Here is an 18790-nt window from a genome sequence, read left to right as displayed (position 1 = left end):
CGCCTGCGGATCAGTAGCGGGCCGCGACCGGTGCGCCCCAGTTGAAGCGGTAGTTCACGCCGGCCTTGAAGGTGTGATCATCGGTGGTGAAGCTGCCGGTCGGGATCAGTGCGGCCGGGCCTGCGAAGCTGGCTTTGCCGAAATTGTAGTACTGATACTCGGCCTTGGCCGACCAGCTCGGTGCGAACATGTATTCCAGGCCGCCGCCGACGGTCCAGCCGTTGCGGTGATCGCCCGACGTGGCGAAGCCGATCGGCGTGCCGGCCAGCGTCACCTTCTCGTTGTTGTCCGAATAGGCGTAGCCGCCCTTCACGTAGAGCAGGCCCGGACCCCAGGTGTAGCCGAAGCGGCCGGTAATCGAGCCGAGGCCGCGCTGGCTGTTGGTGTAGGTATAGCCGCCGGGGAACGCCGCGCCGACGCTGCCGCTCAGCCAGCTGTACTGGCCTTCCGCACCGATCACCCAGGTCGGGGCGAACTGCCAGTCGGCGCCGACCTGCACGCCGCCCAGGAAGCGGCCGTTGGAATTGTTGCCGGTGGCGAGGCCGGAGAAGTTGTTGTCGCTGGAAAATGCGCCGCCGAGATGGGCGCCCAGATAGAATCCGGTCCAGTTGTAGATCGGCGCCGCATAGGCCGGCGCCTTGGTGGCATAGGGATAGTTGCGCGCGCCGAGATCGGCGGCGAAGGCGGACGGGGCTGAGGCGAGCGCGGCAAGTGCGGCGGTTGCGAACAGGAACTTCTTCATGGCGGATCTCCAACTCAGACTAACAAGGCTCGCGCATCGCGCGCCGTCGATGGATTGGAGATAGATCGGATTTGAGTAAAATGCTGTCACTCGCGCAGCACACCGGTCCCGAAGCCCGCTTGTTCGCGACCAAACGTTTTCGCGTAGTTAGCAAAGCGTAAACGAAGCCGCGAGCAGGCGTTGAGGACGTGCGCCGCCGTGCCGCCGTGGCACAACCGGTTAACGCGCGTTAAGAGCCTGGTGCAGCGTCGCGACGGCGTCGCGCAGCTGGGCGCGGTGCAGGACGTCGTCCTCGGGAATGGCGCCGATGCCTGCGGCGATCTCGTTGAGGATCGCGGCGAGCAGCCCGTAGTTCAGATGCATGTGGATCGACTTGCGGACATCCTCCGGTCCGGGCCGCTCCAAGGTCAGCGCCAGCCCGGCGGGTTCGAGGTGGGCCTCGAAGCGTGAGGACCGTTCGAATGTGCCGACATAGAACTTGTCGGGGTATTCGAGCGCGATCTCGGCCTTGTCCGGGACGGGTTTCGACATCGGCATTCCTCGTTGGCGGAGGCTCGTATCCTGGCAGACGCGCCAGGGCGCGCCTTGCGCCAGATCAGACGGCCGCAGCAGCGCAGGCTGGCCTGGAACGGTGGACCCCAACCTGGACGAGGAGGCCGCAATGCTACGGGGTCGAAAATTTACAATCCTTGAAAACAGGCCGTGCACGCTGATCGCGGCTCAAGATCCAAGACGGGCGCGAATGGAGACATGGTCTGACCGGCGGCTTCGCGCGAAATCCACGCTGAGGGTGTCCCCGACATGAATATGCGCTTCTCGACGTCCGCGATCATTGCCGGGCTACGCGACATTCTGGACAAGGTGGCGCACACGCCGGACGCCGATCGCCGCCGCTCGCCTCGTATCCGCACCAGCCTGCCGATCAAGGTCATCGACGACCGTACGGGCCCCGTGAACGCCGAGCTGGTGGATATTTCCGAGGGCGGTGCCTGGTTCCGGTTCGACCTCGAGCCCGGGATCGGCGATCGCGGCATCCTGCAATGCGCGGGTTTCGACGCCGACATTCCCTATCACGTCCGCGCCCGCGACAATGACACGCTGCACGTCGAGTTCGAACTCGGCGATCAGCGCGAGGCCTACCTGGCCTGGTTCAGATCATCGTTTGAGGCCGGCGGCGCGATCCCGGTGCGAAAGCTCATGAAATGAGAAGAGCCTCCGTTCCGGTCGAGGAACGGAGGCTGCTGTGTCCTGCAAAGGCGCGCCCTACGCTCAACGGCCGGAGCGCAGGAGATCGCTGATCCGCACCGGGAAGCGCCGGACGCGAATGCCGGTCGCATGCGCCACGGCATTGGCGACGGCACCGGCCGAGCCGGTGATGCCGATTTCGCCGACGCCCTTGATGCCGAGCGGATTGACGAACGGATCATGCTCCTCGACCGTGAACGCCTCGATGGCGGGGACATCGGCGCTCACCGGCACATGATACTCGCCGAGATTGGCGTTCATGATCCGCCCGCTGCGGCGGTCGGTGATCGCCTCCTCGTGCAGCGCCAGCGAGATGCCCCAGATCATGCCGCCGGTGAGCTGGCTGTTCACCAGCTTCGGATTGATGATCCGCCCCGCAGCGAAGGCGCCGACCATCCGCGTGACGCGCACCTGGCCGAGATCGGGATCGACCTTCACCTCGGCAAAGACGGCGCCGTGCGAATGCATCGCGTATTGCGCGTTGGCGGCCGGATCGGGCACGCCTGCGCCGGAGCCCTCGACCTCGGCAAGCCCGGCGCGCGCGAGGATGTCGGCATAGCTCTCGCCGCGGCCCTCGTCGTCGCGCCGGAGCAGCCGGCCGTTGCGGGCGATGACGCCGGCATTGCCGGCGCCGTAGAGCGGCGAGCGCTGGTCCGCCGTGGCCAGTTCGGCGAGCTTGGCGATGACCGCGGCGCCGGCATTGTGGATCGCGGTGCCGACGGTGGCGGTGTGGGCCGAGCCGCCGGCGATGCCGGCATCCGGCAGGTCGGAGGTGCCGGCCTTGAACGTCACCTGATCGAGATCGAGCGCCAGCGCGTCAGCGGCGATCTGCGCGAACGCGGTCCAGGCGCCCTGGCCCATGTCGTGGGCGCCGCTCTCGACCACGCCAGAGCCGTCACGCCGGATCACCGCACGTGCCTGGCCGGCGAACATCAGCGCATGGAAGGTCGCGGTGCCCATTCCCCAGCCGACCAGGAAGCCGTCCTTGTCGCGCATCGTGCGCGCTTTCAGCGGCCGCTCCCACCAGCCGAACCGCTCGGCGCCTTGCGTGTAGCATTCGCGCAGCGCCTTGGATGAGAACGGCTTGCCCGTGGCCGGCTCGACTTCGGCGTAGTTCTTGACCCGGAAGGCGAGCGGATCGAGGCCGCAGGCTTCGGCCATCTCGTCGACCGCGCTCTCCAGTGCGACAGATCCTGGCGCAATGCCGGGGGCGCGCACGAACAGCGGCGTGCCGGTGTCCATGCGCACCGCGTCGTAGGTCGTGGTGATCGCCGGCGCCGCATACAGCGTGTGGGTCAGATGCGCCGCGGATTCGTAGAAGTCCTCGAAGCGCGAGGTCGCGATCCGCGCATGGTGATGGATCGCCGAGAGCTGCCCGGTGGTGCTGGCGCCAAGCCGCAGCGTCTGCCGCGTCGGCGAGCGATGGCCGAACGGGCCGTAGAGCTGCTCGCGGCGCACCACCAGCTTCACCGGGCGGCCGACCAGCTTCGCGGCGAGAATGCCGAGGATCTGCGGGCCGGCGACCAGCCCCTTGCCGCCGAAGCCGCCGCCGAGATAGGGGCTGCGGATCAGGATGCTCTCCGGCGGGATGCCGAACAGCTCGGCGAGGCGCCCGCGCATCAACACCAGGCCCTGGGTCGGCGTATCGATGACGAGCCTGTCGTCCTGCCAGTCCGCCACGATCGCATGCGGCTCCATCGCATTGTGATAATGCGCCGGCGTCTCATAGGTCGCCGTGATCAGCTTGTCGCTGGCTGCGAGCGCAGCCTCGACGTCGCCATGGCGCTCTTCGGCCGGCGAGCCCATGCCGACGGCGGGCGGGACATAGGCCGCATCGGAATCGAGACCGATGCGCGCCGGCTCGGCCTCGTAGCGCGGCGCCAGCAGCGTGGCTCCTTCGGTGGCCGCTTCCAGGGATTCGGCGACGACGACGGCGATCGGCTGGTTGGCGTAGCGCACGCGATCGTTCTGCAGCGCCTCGAACCTGAAGGCGAACGGGTTCGGTTTGCCGTCGGGATCCGCATGCAGCGGCGGACGGTTGGCGGAGGTCATGACCTCGACCACGCCGGGATGGGCCCTGGCGGCGTCGACGTCGAGCGCGACCACGCGGCCACGGGCAATGCTGCTGACGGCCAGCACGGCATAGAGCAGGCCGGGCGGATTGTTGTCCGCGGCGTAGCGCGCCGTGCCGGTGACCTTGGCGCGGGCGTCCACACGCGTCAGCGACTGGCCGATGTTGGAGCCGTGGCGCAGATGGGCGGGATCGCGGGAGAGATTGAGCTCAGGCGTCATGGAGCACTCCTGGAACGGAGGAGAAGGGAGAGGCCGGCAGCGCCGGCATGCGCGCCGGCGTGCCTTGGGCCGCGGCCGTGAGCGCGCGCACGATCAGGCTGCGCGCCAACGGGATCTTGTAGGCGTTGTCGCCGGAGGGTTTTGCGTCGCGCAGCGCCGCCGCGGCGGCACGTTCGAACACGGGCACGTCCGCCGGCTGTCCTGCGAGCAGCGCTTCCGCCTCATGGGCGCGCCATGGCTTGGCCGCGACGCCGCCGAGCGCCAGGCGCGCCTGGGCGATGCGGCCGTTCGCGATCACCAGGCCGGCTGCGGCCGAGACGATCGCGAACGCGTAGGAGTTGCGCTCGCGGACCTTCAGATAGCGCGCGTGCCTGGCGAAAGCCCGGGCCGCTGCCGGCAGCCGAATCGCGACGATCATCTCGCCCGGCCCGAGCGCCGTCTCGCGCTCCGGCGTGCTGCCGGGCAGCAGATGCAGCGCTTCCAGCGCGACCTCGCGCCGGCCGCCCGGACCTTCGATCTCGACGACGGCATCGAAGGCCGCGAGCGGCACGCAGAAGTCCGAGGGGTTGGTGGCGATGCAGGCCTCGCTCCAGCCGAGCACGGCGTGCTGATGATTGTCGCCGCCCCGCGCATCGCAGCCCGCGCCTGGGGTGCGCTTGTTGCAGGCCGAAGCCACATCGTAGAAATAGGCGCAACGCGTCCGCTGCAGCAGATTGCCGCCGACGGTCGCCGCGTTGCGCAGCTGCGCCGATGCGCCGGACAGCAGCGCTTCGGCCACCGCTGGAAAATCGCGCGCAAAGACCGCATCATGCGCGAGATCGGCATTGCGCACCAGCGCGCCGATCCTGACATCGCCATTGCCTGATGTCTCGATCCGCGTGAGCTCTGTGAGCTGGGTGATGTCGACCAGCCGCGACGGCCTGACGACATCGCCCTTCATCAGGTCGAGCAGGTTGGTGCCTGAGGCGAGATAGGCCGCGCCCGGCGCGCTGGCGGCTGCGATCGCGTCCGCGATCGTCGACGGCTTCACGTAGTCGAACCGGTTCATGCCGCGCGCTCCTTCGCATCAGTGAGCGTCGCCTGCGCGTCGAGCACCGCCTCGACGATGCCGACATAGGCGCTGCAGCGGCACAGATTGCCGCTCATGGCCTCGCGCACGCGCTCGGGATCAGCGCCGGCCTGGCCCTCGCTGATGAGGCCGACCGCGCTCATGATCTGGCCCGGCGTGCAGAAGCCGCATTGCAGGGCGTCATGGGCGACGAAGGCCTCCTGCACCGGGTGCAACTGGTCGCCGGTGGCGAGCCCTTCGATGGTGGTGATGGCGGCGCCGTCGAGACTGACGGCGAGCGTCAGGCAGGAATTGATGCGGCGGCCGTCGACGAGGACTGTACAGGCGCCGCACTGGCCGCGGTCGCAGCCCTTCTTGGTGCCGGTGAGGTGGAGGCGCTCGCGCAGCAGGTCGAGCAGGGTGACTCGGGGGTCGTCGAGCGCAAGGGTTCGCGGCTCACCGTTGACGGTGAGTCTGACAGTCCAATTCATGCGTTGTTCCGATCGAAGCAATGGCCTAATCGGATCGCAGCGGACACCGCCTTACGGGCAGTGCTCCGTCCAGATCCAGCGCACGGGGGACGACGGCAGGAAAGTTGGCGGTCCCGGGTGGCAGGTCTATGTATACGGAGGATGCCTCCGTTTAGCAAGGGGCGATCGGGAGCCGCCGTTCAAGAGCTGGTGAGATGACCACGAATTCACAAGAGCGGTCGCGCAAGCCTCGCGCGGATGCGCAGCGCAACCGCGAGCGCGTGCTGGAGGCGGCGAAGGCGGTGTTCAGCGTCGGCGGCGCGGAGGCGAGCCTCGAGGCCGTGGCTCGTCAGGCCGGCGTCGGCATCGGCACGCTGTATCGCCATTTCCCGACCCGCGAGGATCTGTTCGAGGCGGTGTATCGCCGCGAGGTCGAGCAGCTCTCGGAACTGGCGGAGGCGCTCAAGAGCGAGCCGTCGCCGGTCGAGGCGCTCCGGCGCTGGCTGCGCTCGACGGTGCAGTTCGTCGCCACCAAGAAAGGCATGATGGCCGCGCTGGCGATCGTGATGACCGCGAACTCCGAACTCGCCGCCTATTCGCACGGTCATCTCATGCGCGCGATCGGCGCGCTGCTGGCGCGGGCCGTCGACGCCGGCGAGATCCGCGCCGACATCAGCGCCGACGACGTGCTGCGCGCGCTGATCGGCATGTGCTACATGCACGACCAGACCGGCTGGCAGCAGAGCGTGCTGCGGCTGCTCGATGTGTTCGTGGATGGGATGAAGGTGGGGAAGGCATAGGACCGTCGTCGGGCTTTGATTGAGGACGACCCGCGGACCCTCGCGCGATTGAAGATGCTCTGGGCTACGAATCGCCGCCTGCGATCGCTTCGTCTTCGGTGGTGTATTCAAGGAGTGGAAAGCGATCGTCGCCCGCCTCTTCCAGGCGTTGCCGTATTTGCACCAGCGTGTCGAGGACTGCTTCACCCTCGATCTTGGCACCAAGAGCCGGGCGCAGCACGGATCGTGATCCGCAGGGCTTCGCGGCCTTCGGAGTCCGCACGGGGCGATGTCGTGACGTCTGTGACGGCGGCGGAGCTGCCCAGATTCGTAGTGGCGACCTGACGGGCGATGTTGGCGATCTCAGCGTTCTCCAGCATTGGTGGTTTACGCTGCATTCGGAGAGTTGCCATCGGCGACCGTCCTGAGTTTCGATTGCGGCAACGGAAGCCTCACCCCCGCAGCCACTCCATCAGCGCCTGGGCCGTCTCCTCCGGCTGCTCGGGCTGCGGCAGGTGACCGCAATTCTCGAGTACGACGAGCCAGCTGCCGGCGATCTCGTCGGCCATCTCCTTGGACAGGCTGTTCGGGATGGTGTTGTCGGTGTCGCCGGTCAGGATGAGGGTCGGGCAGCGGATCGCGGTCAGCGTCGGCCGCGAGTCCGGCCGCGACATGATGGCCGTCAGCTGCCGGACGAAGCCGTCGACGCCGACCTCGTCGGCCATGTCGTGCACGAGTTGGCGCAGCCGCGGATCGTCCTGGCGCGAGGGATGGACGAAGCCTGAGAACAGCTCGTCGACCACGCCGTGATAGTCGCCGTCGCGTGCGCGCGTGATCATGGTGCGGCGGCGTGCGCTCGCCTCCGGCGTATCCGGTCGCGCCTGGGTGTTGATCAGCGCCAGCTTGGAGACGCGTTCCGGCGCCTGGCGCATGATCTCGAAGGCGATGTAGCCGCCCATCGAATGGCCGGCGAGCGCAAAGCGCAGCGGCGCCTCGGCCAGGATACGGCGCGCGATCGCGGCCATGGCGTCATCGCGGATGTGGTTGGCGATCATGACGGGGCCGAGCCGCCACAGCGCCGGGATCACGGGCGCATAGATTCGGGGCGACGAGATCAGTCCGGGAACCAGCACGAGCGGCAGCGCGTCTGTCATGGCTTGTCCTCTGGAACGGCGTTTCCCTGTCGGATCGGGCGGCCGGAGTGCGTCCGGCGCCGAGTACCATTACGCGCGAGGCGCGGCCGATGTCCAATGAAGTCGTTCACTTCGATCCGAGCCGCCGGGGCGATGATCGGGTCGACGGCTTGACGCGGCCGGCCCGCGCCGACCGCGGAATTCGCTTTCTCACCATCAGGGCGCGGCTGGGCGCCAAATCGTATGTCTATACCTTGGTCCGCCTCGCATGAGCGCGGGCCATCGCGAGATGGCGGCCGCCGCTGTTCGCGGCTTTCCGGTGGCGGCGCCCAGAGCTCGCCGCGATCGCCGCATCTCATTAGTTTCATTCCGGATCAGGTCACCGCCGCAGGCGGCGCAATGTTACCTGGAGAGCCCGGCAATCGTGGCGAGGCGGTCCGCTCGTCACGATAAGATCACGTAATTGGCAGCCCATCCCGCGATGAACCGCGTCCGGTCAGAGCGATGCGTTGGCGGGACGGGTAACCTCACGCGGCAAGGCACAACGCTCTGCTTCCCGCGCCGCGCCAGCGGGCCAGTGGTGGCATCTCTCATCACCGCCACGCCGGCGGAGCGCTTGTCACAGGTGAGGCCCGATGAGCGCCTCGACGTCGCCTCGCGCAGCTCGACGGTCGGTGAGACGCGATGCCGATGCCTCGCGTCGGAGATCAAACGAGCAGCGGCTGGGCCGTTGCCGACAGCCTCGTCAGCAGCGGCAGGAAGCGCTCCTTCATCTCGTCGACCGTGATGCGGTCGACATGGCCGCCGATGTTCGCGGCAGCGACGATGCCGCCGTCGTAGCGGCGGATCGGCACGGAGATCGAGCGAAAGCCCTGCTCCGCCTCGCCGTCGACCAGCGAGTAGCCGTCGTCACGGACAGCGATGATCGCAGCGATCAGCGCCTCCCTGTCGGTGACGGTCTGCGGCGTCATCTCGGTGAGCGTCATGCGCCCGATGGTCTGCCGGAGCTGATCGTTGGGCATCCGGCTCAACAGCGCGCGGCCGACGGAGGTGCAGAACGCCGGCAGGCGATAGCCGATTTCGAGCCCTGACGAGAACACCCGTGTCGGCGCCGCGCGCGCGATGAAGACGACGTCGTCGCCGTCGAGGACGGCGAGCGAGCAGACCTCGCGCGCCTCCGTCGCGGTGCCGTCCATCAGCGGCTGCATCACGCTGTTGATCTGGTTGGAAGCGAGATAGCTGGAGGCCAGCAGCAGCACCCGCGGCGTCAGCGAGAACAGCCGGTCGTCGCCATGGACGAAGCCGGAGGCTTTCAGCGTCAGCAGGATTCGCCGCACCGTGGCGCGGGCGAGGCCCGTGAGTTCGGCGGCCTTGCTCAGCGTCATCGGCCGGCCTTCGCGGCTGAAGGCTTGGATGACGCGCAATCCACGGTCGAGCGCCTCGACGAATTCAGGCCCGTCGCCGCGCGCCTGCTTCTTCTCCTCATCAGTCCGCTTGAGTTTTGGCATCGGCCTGACACGATCCGCTGTTGTTGTTTTCGAGCGCAATGAAGCCGCTGCCCGTCCGCCCTTCGGCTTGGGTTGTAGCTTTTTCACTTGCCCTTCTCCCGTTTTAAAGCGAATCTAATCGAGGCGAACATATGTTCGTCTAGCGAACATTATTGGATCATCGCGTGACGCTCAACGCCCGACTTGCGACGGAACAGGAGAGACGGCCATCATGATGAGCAAGGAGCAGAACGACCTGATCACGCGCATCGGTTCCGACGCCCCCGCCGGTAAACTAATGAGGATGTACTGGCAGCCGGCCGCGCTGGTCGATGAACTCGTAGGCGAGCGGCCGGTGCGCGCGGTCAAATTGCTGGGCCAGCAGTTTGTGCTCTTCAGAGATGCGCAGGGCCGCTACGGACTACTAGACCGCGACTGCCCGCATCGCGCCGCCGATCTCGCCTTCGGCCGTCTGGAGCAGGGCGGGCTGCGTTGCGCCTTCCATGGCTGGCTGTTCGACGTGGAGGGAAATTGCCTGGAGACGCCAGCTGAACCGGTCGGGTCACCGCTGTGCAAGAACGTCAAGCAGCGCTCATACCCGGTGGTCGAGAAAGGCGGCATCCTGTGGGCCTGGCTCGGCGAGGGCACGGCCCCGGCGTTCCCGGATCTCGATTGCTTCACCGCGCCCGATACCTACACCTTCGCCTTCAAGGGCCTGATCGAGTGCAACTGGCTGCAGGCGCTCGAGGTCGGCATCGATCCGGCGCATGCCTCGTTCCTGCACCGCTTCTTCGAAGACGAGGACCCCTCGACCGCCTATGGCAAGCAGTTCCGCGGCGCCTCCGCCGACAGCGAGCTGCCGATGACCAAGGTGCTGCGCGAATACGACCGTCCGATCATCAATGTCGAGCGCACCGAATACGGTCTTCGCATCATCGCGCTGCGCGAGATCGATGCCGAGCGCACCCATGTCCGCGTCACCAATCAGCTGTTCCCGCATGCCTTCGTGATTCCGATGAGCACGGAGATGACGATCACGCAGTGGCACGTTCCGGTCGACGACGAGACCTGCTATTGGTACGCGATCTTCACCTCCTATGGCGCGCCGGTCGACCGGGCGAAGATGCGGGCGCAGCGGCTCGAGCTCTATGAGTTGCCGGACTACCGCTCGCGCAAGAACAAGAACAACGATTACGGCTTCGACCCACGGGAGCAGGCGACCGTGACCTATACGGGCATGGGTAACGACATCAACGTGCACGACCAGTGGGCGGTGGAGTCGATGGGCCGGATCCAGGACCGGACCCGCGAGCATCTCGGCCAGTCCGACAAGGCCATCATCCAATATCGCCGGCTGCTGCGCGAGCAGATCGAGACGGTCGCGCGCGGCGAGACGCCGATGCTCCATCTCGATGCGGCCGCAGCGCGCAGCGTCCAGGGCCCGGCGACGATGGACGGCATCGGCCCGACCCGCGGCTGGGAGACCTACTGGATGGAGGTCGACGTCCGCCGCCGCCGCGGCGCGCCGTGGACCGCGCCGGTGCCTGCGGATATCGTGCGTCTGGCACCGCATCTGAGCGCTGCGGAGTGATCAGCCGCGTGTTCGGAAGACGATCAGTTGAAGTGATTGGCGAGCGCTCGCCTCGACCGCGGTGCGCTCCCTCTCCCCGTTCTTCACGGGGAGAGGGCTGGGGTGAGGGGCAGCCACGCGCACCGACCTTGCGGAGAGCCCCCCTCACCCGGATTGCATCTGACGATGCAATCCGACCTCTCCCCGCACGCGGGGCGAGGTTGCATCGTGCTCGCGGTCAGACCGCACGAACGATCTCTCAATCCCACATCGTATCACGGAGTCATCGTTGAGTTTCGTTGCCAAGCATCAGTTGTGGACCGCCGAGCAGGCCGAGGCCGCAGCTCGCATGCGCCGTCTCGCCGAGGAGCACGGCCTCACCACGATCCGCTTCTCGTTCCCGGACCAGCACGGCATCCTGCGCGGCAAGACGCTCACCGTCGATGCCGCGCTGTCCTCACTGGAAGACGGCTGCTCGATCACCACGACGTTGCTCGCCAAGGACACGTCGCACCGCACCGTGTTTCCGGTGTTCACCGCCGGCGGCGGCTTCGGCATGGCCGAGATGCAGGGCGGCAGCGATGCACTGATGGTCGCCGATCCCACCACCTTCCGCGTGCTGCCCTGGGCGCCCGGTGCGGGCTGGGTGCTGTGCGATCTGTATTTCGCCAACGGCGCGCCCGTTCCGTTCGCCACCCGCAATCTCTATCGGTCAGCGTTGGCGACGCTCGCGCAGCGCGGCTATCAGTTCAAGGCCGGCCTCGAGGTCGAGTGCCACATCTTCAAGGTCGACGACCCGCGTCTCGCGCCCGGCGATGCCGGCTCGCCCGGGCAGCCCGGCACGCCGCCGGCGGTCAGCCTGCTCACCCAGGGCTATCAATACCTCACCGAGCAGCGCTTCGATCAGATGGAGCCGGCGCTCGAGATCATCAGGGCCAATCTCACAGCGCTCGGTCTGCCCCTGCGCTCGATCGAGCTCGAATATGGCCCGAGCCAGTGCGAGTTCGTGCTGCAGCCCGGTATCGGTTTGGAGCCGGCGGATACGATGGTGCTGCTCCGCAGCGCCGTGAAGCAGATTGCGCAGCGCCACGGCTATCACGCCACCTTCATGTGCCGGCCGCGCATTCCCAACGTGATGTCGTCGGGCTGGCACCTGCACCAGTCGCTGGTCGCGCGCGACGGCAGCAACGCCTTCATGTCGGAGGATGCCGACGGTCTCTCCGCGCTCGGCCGCGCCTACATGGCGGGCCTGCTCGCGCATGCGCGCGCCGCCGCGGTGTTCTCGACGCCGACCATCAACGGCTATCGGCGCTACCGCGCCTATTCGTTAGCGCCGGATCGTGCGATCTGGGGCCGCGACAATCGCGGCGTCATGATCCGCGTGCTCGGCGGTCCCGGCGACCGCGCCACGCGGCTGGAGAACCGCATCGGCGAGCCCGCCGCGAACCCCTATCTCTACATGGCCTCCCAGATCGCAGCCGGTCTCGACGGCATCGACCGCAAGCTCGATCCCGGCCCGTCGGCCGACGTGCCCTATGAGACCAAGGCGAGCCTGCTGCCGAAATCGCTGCGCGAGGCGGTCGACGCGCTGAAGGACGACGCGTTCTTCCGCGAAGCCTTCGGCGCCACCTTCATCGACTACTACACCTTCCTCAAGAACGCCGAAATCGAGCGGTTCCAGGCGGAGGTCTCCGACTGGGAGCAGCGCGAATATTTCGAGATGTTCTGATGACGGTCGCAGACCATCGCAGTGGCCGAAGCCAGGTCTGTCTCCGTCGTCATGGCCGGGACAAACCCCAGGCATGACGGCGAACTATCCGTGAGGCCTGTCCCTGGTCGCCCCTCCCGTCGCAGGCGCGTCGTCGGTCAAGTGTCGCGCCTCACACGCTGCGCGTCAGCCCGCCGTCGACGCGGATGTTCTGCCCGGTGATGTAGGCCGCGCCGTCGGAGGCGAGGAAGGCGATGGTCGCGGCGATCTCCTCGGCCTTGCCGTAGCGGCCCATCGGCACGGTGCTGCGGCGTTCCTCGGTGGCCGGCAGGCTGTCGATCCAGCCCGGCAGCACGTTGTTCATGCGGACGTTGTCCGCGGCATAGGTGTCGGTGAAGATCTTGGTGAAGGACGCGAGCCCGGCGCGGAACACGGCCGAGGTCGGGAACATCGAAGACGGCTCGAAGGTCCAGGCGGTCGAGATGTTGATGATAGCACCGCCCTTCTGCGCCTGCATGATCGGCGTCACCATGCGCGCGGGGCGGATCACGTTGAGCAGGTAGGTGTCGAGGCCCGCGTGCCACTGCTCGTCGCTGAGTTCCAGGATCGGCGCCCGCGGGCCGTGGCCGGCACTGTTGACGAGCACGTCGATGCGGCCCCAGCGGCTCATCGCGCCATCGACGAGGCGCTTGAGATCGTCGTTCGACTTGTTCGAGCCGGTGACGCCGAGGCCGCCGAGCTCCGCCGCAAGCGCCTCGCCCTTGCCCGACGACGACAGGATCGCAACGTCGAAGCCATCTGCGGCCAGACGGCGCGCGGCGGCCGCGCCTATGCCGCTGCCGCCCGCAGTAACCAGTGCGACCCGTTGTGTGGCCATGACGATGACTCCCGCCCTTTGAAATGATGCCGACAGCGATGTAGCGCACCGGCCCCGGCGGCGTCGAGCGGCAGGGTATCCGAATAGACCTCGGATGTGTTCCGGCGGCCAGCATCGTTTTTTCGTGAGCATGGGTCCGCTGGTCACGACGCGCGCCGGCGCATCGCCGCGTTGCGGGAACCCGATCCCATCGAGCGGCATATCGAAGGGCAGCGTCGGCAGGAGCCCCGCTGTTGCGTGACGATGCGTCTCACCATTCGGGAAGGGCGGAGCACTATCAGATGTCAGACCAGCAGCCGCAGCGCGATCGGGCGGTCGTCGACAGCGGCGATGCGTCCGATCTGTCATCGGAGCGCCACGACATCTTCTTTGCCGCGGTCGAGACGACGCGGATGCCGATGATCGTCACCGATCCGCGCCAGACCGACAATCCGATCCTGTTCGCCAACCGCGCGTTCCTGGAGATGACCGGCTACGCGCTCTCCGAGATCGTCGGCGCCAATTGTCGATTCCTGCAGGGGCCGGACACCGACCACGACACCATTGCGGCGATCCGCGCCGCGATCGCCAACCGGCAGGACGTCGCAGTCGAGATCCTCAATTATCGCAAGAACGGTGCCGCATTCTGGAATGCGCTGTTCATCAGCCCGGTCTACAACCGCGACGGCGATCTCGTCTATTTCTTCGGCTCCCAGCTCGACGTGTCGCGGCGGCGCGATGCCGAGAGCGCGCTGATCCAGGCGCAGAAGATGGAGGCGATCGGCCAGCTCACCGGCGGCATCGCCCACGACTTCAACAACATCCTGCAGGTGATCGTCGGCTACACCGAGACGCTGCAAGGCGCGGTAGCCGATCTCGCCCCGCGCCATCGGCGCGCCGTCGACAACATCCGCGCCGCCGCCAACCGGGCCGCGACCTTGACGCAGCAACTGCTGTCGTTCGCGCGCAAGCAGCGGCTCGACAGCCGGCCGATCAACCTCAACAACATGATCGAGACCCTGGTGCAGATGGCGCGCCATACGCTCGGCGAAAGCGTTCGCATCGTCGTCAAGGCGCAGCCGGGGCTGTGGAACAGCCGCGTCGACCAGACCCAGGCCGAGGTCGCGCTGCTCAATCTGTTCGTCAATGCGCGTGACGCGATGCCCAACGGCGGCACGCTGACCATCCGCACCGAGAACAAGGAAATTGCGGACGAGGACATCGTGCAGTTCGGCGTCCCCAAGAGCGGCCGCTATGTCGCGCTGAAAGTCTCCGACGACGGCGTCGGCATTCCGCACCATATCCTCACCCGCGTCGCCGAGCCGTTCTTCACCACCAAGGAGGAGGGCAAGGGCACCGGTCTCGGGCTCGCGATGGTTTACGGCTTCACGCGCCAGTCGGGCGGTAGCACCTACATCTACAGCGAGGTCGGGCAGGGCACCACCGTTCAACTGCTGTTCCCGGCCACCGAGCAGGCGATCGCCGCGCCGTCGGTACGGGCGCCGATGGCGATGGACCGCACCGGCAGCGAACGCATCCTGATCGTCGAGGATCGGGCCGAAGTCGCCGAGCTTGCGCGCTCGATCCTGGAGGATTTCGGCTATCGCACCGAGGTCGCCGCCAACGCGCATGCGGCCTTGGAACTGCTGGATTCCTCGGTTCGCTTCGATCTGCTGTTCACCGATCTCGTGATGCCCGGCGGTATGAACGGCACCGTACTGGCGCGCGAGGCGCGCAAGCGCCAGCCGAAGCTGAAGGTGCTGCTGACGACCGGCTATTCCGATGCCGCGGTCGAGCGCGCCGATGCCAACATCGGCGAGTTCGAGATCATCAACAAGCCATACCGGCGCACCGACCTGGTCCGCCGCGTGCGGCAGCTGCTCGACGGCCCGACGGGGGTCACTTGACCGGACGAGTCCGCGTGCCGAGAGTCGGCGCCGACAGCGGAGAGCCACGATGCGCCATGTGACGATGCAGACGCCGGCCGGCGCCCCCGCAGGCCCGGTTCGCAGCGAACCTCGCGAGCCCGGCGTGGTCGCGGCCGGCGTCTATGCTAATGGCCGCCGCGTCGCCGACATCCCGATCGAGGACGCCGGCACCTGGAGCAAGCGCCCGGGTCACGTGGTCTGGATCGGGCTGCACGAGCCGGATGCGGCGCTGCTGCAGCGGGTGGCCGATCAGTTCGGCCTGCACGAACTCGCCATCGAGGACGCGTCGAAGGCGCATCAGCAGCCCAAGGTCGAGCGCTATGGCGATGCGCTGTTCATCGTCGCCCGCACCGCGCAGCTCGTCGACGGCCACATCGTGTTCGGCGAGACCCACATCTTCGTCGGCCCGGGCTTCGTCGTGTCGGTGCGCCACGGCGCCTCGACCTCTTATGGCGCGGTGCGCGAGCGCTGCGAATCCTGCCCGGGTTCGCTTGCCAAGGGCGAGGACTACATCCTCTATGCGATCCTCGATTTCATCGTCGACAACTACCGCCCGGTGACCGAGAGCATCATGGCCGAGGTCGAGACCCTGGAGGAGGTCGTGCTGCAGCGTCCCTTGGCGCGCAGCGAGGTCGACCGGTTGTATCGGCTGCGGCGTGACTTGCTGCGGCTGCGCCGCGCCGTCGGGCCCGTGGTGGATGTCTGCAAGCGGCTCGAACATGCCGACAATGTCGCGATTGATGCCGAGATGGCGCCTTTGTTCCGCGACGTCCTCGACCATGCCAGGCGGTCGGAGGAAGATGCGGATTCGCTGCGCGAGATCCTCGCCTTCGTGTTCGAGGCCAGCATGATGGCCGGCCAGGCGCAGCAGACCGACATCGCCCGCAGGCTCACGGCCTGGGCCGCCATCCTCGCGGTGCCGACCGCGGTCGCCGGCATCTACGGCATGAACTTCGATCACATGCCGGAGCTGAGATGGCAATATGGCTACTACGCCGTGCTCGGCTTCATCGCCACGGTCTGCAGCGTGCTGTATTGGCAGTTCAGGCGGAGAGGATGGTTGTGAGGGCGCGGTGCAATAGCAGACGCTCAATATATCAGTAAGGCGATATGCAAGCCACAGCGACGGTCACCCTCTCCCCTTGAGGGAGAGGGTGACTTCGATGCAAAGCATCGAAGGCGGGTGAGGGGTCTCTCTCCACATCCGACCGGGCCGATGGAGACCCCTCACCCAAGCGAATATGCGGTTGGGCCGGCGATGCCCTCTCCCAAAAGGGGCGAGGGCGCAGTATCGGGCCGTCCCGCTGCGGCGCTGGTCGAAGCAGACGGCGTCCAATCGGATCAGCGCAGTGGCCGTGACTGCGCCCTCTCCCCTTGTGGGAGAGGGCCTGCAAGGTAGAGCGGCAAGCTCGGTTGGGTGAGGGGTCTCTCTCCACATCCGACCATGCCGATGGAGACCCCTCACCCAAGCGAATACGTGGTTGTGCCGGCGATGCCCTCTCCCACAAGGGGCGAGGGCGTTGTATCGGGCAGCCTTGCTGCGGCGCTGGTCGCAGCAGACGGCGTCTATCGGATCAGCGCAGTGGCCGCGACTGCGCCCTCGCCCCTTGTGGGAGAGGGCCTGCAAGGTGGAGCGGCAAGCTCGGTTGGGTGAGGGGTCTCTCTCCGCATCCGACCATGCCGTTGGAGACCCCTCACCCAAGCGAATACGCGGTTGGGCCGGCGATGCCCTCTCCCACAAGGGGCGAGGGCGCAGTATCGGGCAGTCCTGCTGCGGCGCTATCTAACGAACAAACACCTACCCCTTCGCGAACTGCCGGTAGTCCGGCTCCCGGTGGAACCAGAACTCGTAGCCGCTCACGGCCCTCTGCATGGCGACGTCGTGGATCGGCTGGTTGAGCGGCACCACCGGGACCTCGCGCATGCAGAGCGCGATGAAGGCCTTTACCGTCGCCTCGTATTCCGCCGCGTCCGTGGTGAAGCGCGCCTTCTCGATCAGCGCGTCCATCTCCTTGCTCTGATAGGACGAGATGTTGAAGATCGAATTGCGGCCGTGGAAATTCCAATAGAAATAGTATTCGGGATAATCGAGCCAGCCTGAGAACCGGTTCAGCGCGATCGGCAGCTCCTTCTTGTTCAGCGTCGTGCGCCAGTTGGCGCCGGGGATCTTGTCGATGCCCGCCTTGATGCCGATCTTGGCGAGGCTCTCCTGGATCAGGATCGCGGTGGGCTCGCCGACCGTCGCGGTGCCGGCGTCGAGCGACAACGTCGTCTCCAGGCCGGATTCGAAGCCGGCCTCCTTCATCAGCGCCTTGGCCTTGTCGAGATCGGTCACATAGGGAAATGGTTGCGGCCACACCGGCTTGGTCACGTCGGCGTTGCCGCCATACATCGGCACCGCGCGGCCGAAGAAGGCGCTCGACTGGATCTGCTCATAGGGCATCGCCCAGGCGATCGCCTGGCGCAGCTTGACATTGTCGAACGGCGGCTTCGCGGTGTTGAGCGCGACATACCACAGCGCGTTCGGGATCGGCACGCCCGTGACCTTGACCTTGCCCTCCTTGATCAGCTGGTCGAAATCGCGCGGCGCGAAGCCGCTGGAGAGATCCGCATCGCCGCGCTCGAGCATCGCGCGTCTCGTGCCGGCGGAGGGAATGTCGCGCGCGATCACGCGCTTGATCTTCGGCAGCGGACCGCACTTCCAATTGTCGAACCGGCTCAGGATGGTCTCGGTGCCGGCCTTCCAGCTCTCGACCTTGTAGGCGCCGCTGCCGGCCTCGTTGTTCTTGAGCCAGGCCAGCGCCCACGGATCCTCGGCCGTCGCATTCTTCTTGGCGAGCTCCGAATTGATGACGAAAGGCACGACGACCGCGACGTTGAACAGCAGCATCTTGTCCTTGCGGATGTAGTCGATGCGGAAGCTGTGGTCGTCGACCACCACGAACTGCTCCGGCTTCTCCAGCGATCCCGCCGACATCTGGAAGGTCGGGAAGCCGCCGACCGAGACGGCGCGGTCAAACGACCATTTGACGTCCTTCGCCGTCACCGGCGTGCCGTCGTGAAAGGTCGCGTCCTTGCGCAGCTTGAAGGTGCAGGACATGCCGTCGGCGGCGACCTCCCAGCTTTCGGCGAGCTCCGGCGCCAGCGCGGCGCGGTCGTAGGAGGTGGTGCCGTCGGGCAAGGTCTTCGCAGCGTAGCTCAGCAGCCGGTCGTAGCAGTTCCAGGCGAGCCCGTTGACGGTCTGGTTCGAGCCCACGCCCTGCATGTCCAGCGAGTTCGGCCCGAGCTCCTGCACCACCAGCAGCGTCTCGGCGCGCCCCTGCGACCACGCGAGGCCGGGCGCCAGCGCGGTCATGCCGGCGGCGCCCAATCCTCCGAGCAGGACGTTGCGGCGTGTGACGTCGAAATCCGAGCTGCTCATTGGGCCCCCCTGTGGCGTGATCGATTGCCGTCAGCGAGGCAAGGCGCATGCCAGCGTCCGCAGGAGCCGGCGGCCGATTGGTCCCGACAGCGCGGGCCACCTTTGCTACGA

Annotated in this window: 17 protein-coding genes; 7 read left to right on the top strand and 10 right to left on the bottom strand. The window is 67.0% G+C overall.

Annotation, left to right across the window (positions count from 1 at the left end; all coding sequences use genetic code 11):
• Positions 1-10 precede the first annotated feature (10 nt).
• Together ACQR1B_RS04660 and ACQR1B_RS04655 are read right to left on the bottom strand one after the other, a co-directional pair.
• On the bottom strand, positions 11-742 hold the full coding sequence (locus ACQR1B_RS04660; protein WP_434837253.1) for an outer membrane protein: 732 nt from the start codon (positions 740-742) through the stop codon (positions 11-13).
• A 219-nt stretch (positions 743-961) separates the two neighbouring features.
• Positions 962-1273 (bottom strand): hypothetical protein, encoded by a 312-nt coding sequence (locus ACQR1B_RS04655; RefSeq protein WP_434837254.1) that lies wholly within the window; start codon positions 1271-1273, stop codon positions 962-964.
• A 276-nt stretch (positions 1274-1549) separates the two neighbouring features.
• Here ACQR1B_RS04655 and ACQR1B_RS04650 point away from each other — a divergent pair, with 276 nt between their 5' ends.
• Entirely contained in the window at positions 1550-1948 is a 399-nt protein-coding gene (locus ACQR1B_RS04650) for a PilZ domain-containing protein (RefSeq protein WP_434837255.1), read from the top strand.
• Positions 1949-2011: 63 nt separating this feature from the next.
• On the opposite strand, the gene ACQR1B_RS04645 is transcribed toward ACQR1B_RS04650, so the two are convergent.
• The 3 genes from ACQR1B_RS04645 to ACQR1B_RS04635 are packed head-to-tail and all read right to left on the bottom strand — an operon-like array spanning position 2012 to position 5818.
• Positions 2012-4279: a xanthine dehydrogenase family protein molybdopterin-binding subunit gene (locus ACQR1B_RS04645; protein ID WP_434837256.1), complete on the bottom strand. Its 2268-nt coding sequence runs from the start codon at positions 4277-4279 to the stop codon at positions 2012-2014.
• Positions 4269-5327 carry an FAD binding domain-containing protein gene (locus ACQR1B_RS04640; RefSeq protein ID WP_434837257.1) on the bottom strand — a complete coding sequence of 353 codons (1059 nt, stop codon included), beginning with the start codon at positions 5325-5327 and terminating at the stop codon, positions 4269-4271. Before ACQR1B_RS04640 ends, ACQR1B_RS04645 begins: the two co-directional genes overlap by 11 nt.
• Positions 5324-5818: a (2Fe-2S)-binding protein gene (locus tag ACQR1B_RS04635; RefSeq protein WP_434837258.1), complete on the bottom strand. Its 495-nt coding sequence runs from the start codon at positions 5816-5818 to the stop codon at positions 5324-5326. Before ACQR1B_RS04635 ends, ACQR1B_RS04640 begins: the two co-directional genes overlap by 4 nt.
• 194 nt (positions 5819-6012) lie before the next feature.
• On the opposite strand from ACQR1B_RS04635, the gene ACQR1B_RS04630 reads away from it, so the two are divergent.
• A complete protein-coding gene (locus ACQR1B_RS04630) occupies positions 6013-6597 on the top strand; it encodes a TetR/AcrR family transcriptional regulator (RefSeq protein ID WP_434837259.1) in 585 nt (194 codons plus the stop codon).
• Positions 6598-6661: 64 nt separating this feature from the next.
• Here the strand turns inward: ACQR1B_RS04630 and ACQR1B_RS04625 are convergent, their stop codons facing one another.
• Together ACQR1B_RS04625 and ACQR1B_RS04620 are read right to left on the bottom strand one after the other, a co-directional pair.
• Positions 6662-6817, bottom strand: coding sequence for a hypothetical protein (locus ACQR1B_RS04625; RefSeq protein ID WP_434837260.1), 156 nt, complete (start codon positions 6815-6817; stop codon positions 6662-6664).
• Positions 6818-7028: 211 nt separating this feature from the next.
• Entirely contained in the window at positions 7029-7730 is a 702-nt protein-coding gene (locus ACQR1B_RS04620; RefSeq protein WP_434837261.1) for an alpha/beta fold hydrolase, read from the bottom strand.
• 89 nt (positions 7731-7819) lie between these two features.
• Between ACQR1B_RS04620 and ACQR1B_RS04615 the strand changes: the two genes are divergently transcribed.
• Positions 7820-7981 carry a hypothetical protein gene (locus ACQR1B_RS04615; RefSeq protein ID WP_434837262.1) on the top strand — a complete coding sequence of 54 codons (162 nt, stop codon included), beginning with the start codon at positions 7820-7822 and terminating at the stop codon, positions 7979-7981.
• Between the two features lie 435 nt (positions 7982-8416).
• Here the strand turns inward: ACQR1B_RS04615 and ACQR1B_RS04610 are convergent, their stop codons facing one another.
• A complete protein-coding gene (locus ACQR1B_RS04610) occupies positions 8417-9217 on the bottom strand; it encodes an IclR family transcriptional regulator domain-containing protein (protein WP_434837263.1) in 801 nt (266 codons plus the stop codon).
• A gap of 211 nt (positions 9218-9428) precedes the next feature.
• On the opposite strand from ACQR1B_RS04610, the gene ACQR1B_RS04605 reads away from it, so the two are divergent.
• On the top strand, positions 9429-10787 hold the full coding sequence (locus ACQR1B_RS04605) for a Rieske 2Fe-2S domain-containing protein (RefSeq protein ID WP_434837264.1): 1359 nt from the start codon (positions 9429-9431) through the stop codon (positions 10785-10787).
• Between the two features lie 268 nt (positions 10788-11055).
• Positions 11056-12495, top strand: a complete 1440-nt coding sequence (locus ACQR1B_RS04600; protein ID WP_434837265.1) for a glutamine synthetase family protein — start codon at positions 11056-11058, stop codon at positions 12493-12495.
• Positions 12496-12646: 151 nt separating this feature from the next.
• Here ACQR1B_RS04600 and ACQR1B_RS04595 read toward each other — a convergent pair whose 3' ends face one another.
• Positions 12647-13351, bottom strand: coding sequence for an SDR family oxidoreductase (locus ACQR1B_RS04595; RefSeq protein WP_434837266.1), 705 nt, complete (start codon positions 13349-13351; stop codon positions 12647-12649).
• Positions 13352-13632: 281 nt separating this feature from the next.
• Between ACQR1B_RS04595 and ACQR1B_RS04590 the strand changes: the two genes are divergently transcribed.
• Both ACQR1B_RS04590 and ACQR1B_RS04585 read left to right on the top strand, forming a co-directional pair.
• Positions 13633-15237 carry a histidine kinase famiy protein gene (locus tag ACQR1B_RS04590; RefSeq protein ID WP_434837267.1) on the top strand — a complete coding sequence of 535 codons (1605 nt, stop codon included), beginning with the start codon at positions 13633-13635 and terminating at the stop codon, positions 15235-15237.
• Positions 15238-15286: 49 nt separating this feature from the next.
• Positions 15287-16324: a magnesium and cobalt transport protein CorA gene (locus tag ACQR1B_RS04585; protein WP_434837268.1), complete on the top strand. Its 1038-nt coding sequence runs from the start codon at positions 15287-15289 to the stop codon at positions 16322-16324.
• A 732-nt stretch (positions 16325-17056) separates the two neighbouring features.
• Here ACQR1B_RS04585 and ACQR1B_RS04580 read toward each other — a convergent pair.
• Entirely contained in the window at positions 17057-18679 is a 1623-nt protein-coding gene (locus ACQR1B_RS04580; protein WP_434837269.1) for an ABC transporter substrate-binding protein, read from the bottom strand.
• Between the last annotated feature and the right edge of the window lie 111 nt (positions 18680-18790).

The organism is Bradyrhizobium oligotrophicum, assembly GCF_051168495.1.
Lineage (GTDB): Bacteria > Pseudomonadota > Alphaproteobacteria > Rhizobiales > Xanthobacteraceae > Bradyrhizobium > Bradyrhizobium oligotrophicum_A.
The sequence above is the reverse complement of the archived record's forward strand: the minus strand, read 5'-3'. Positions and strand labels throughout refer to the sequence as shown.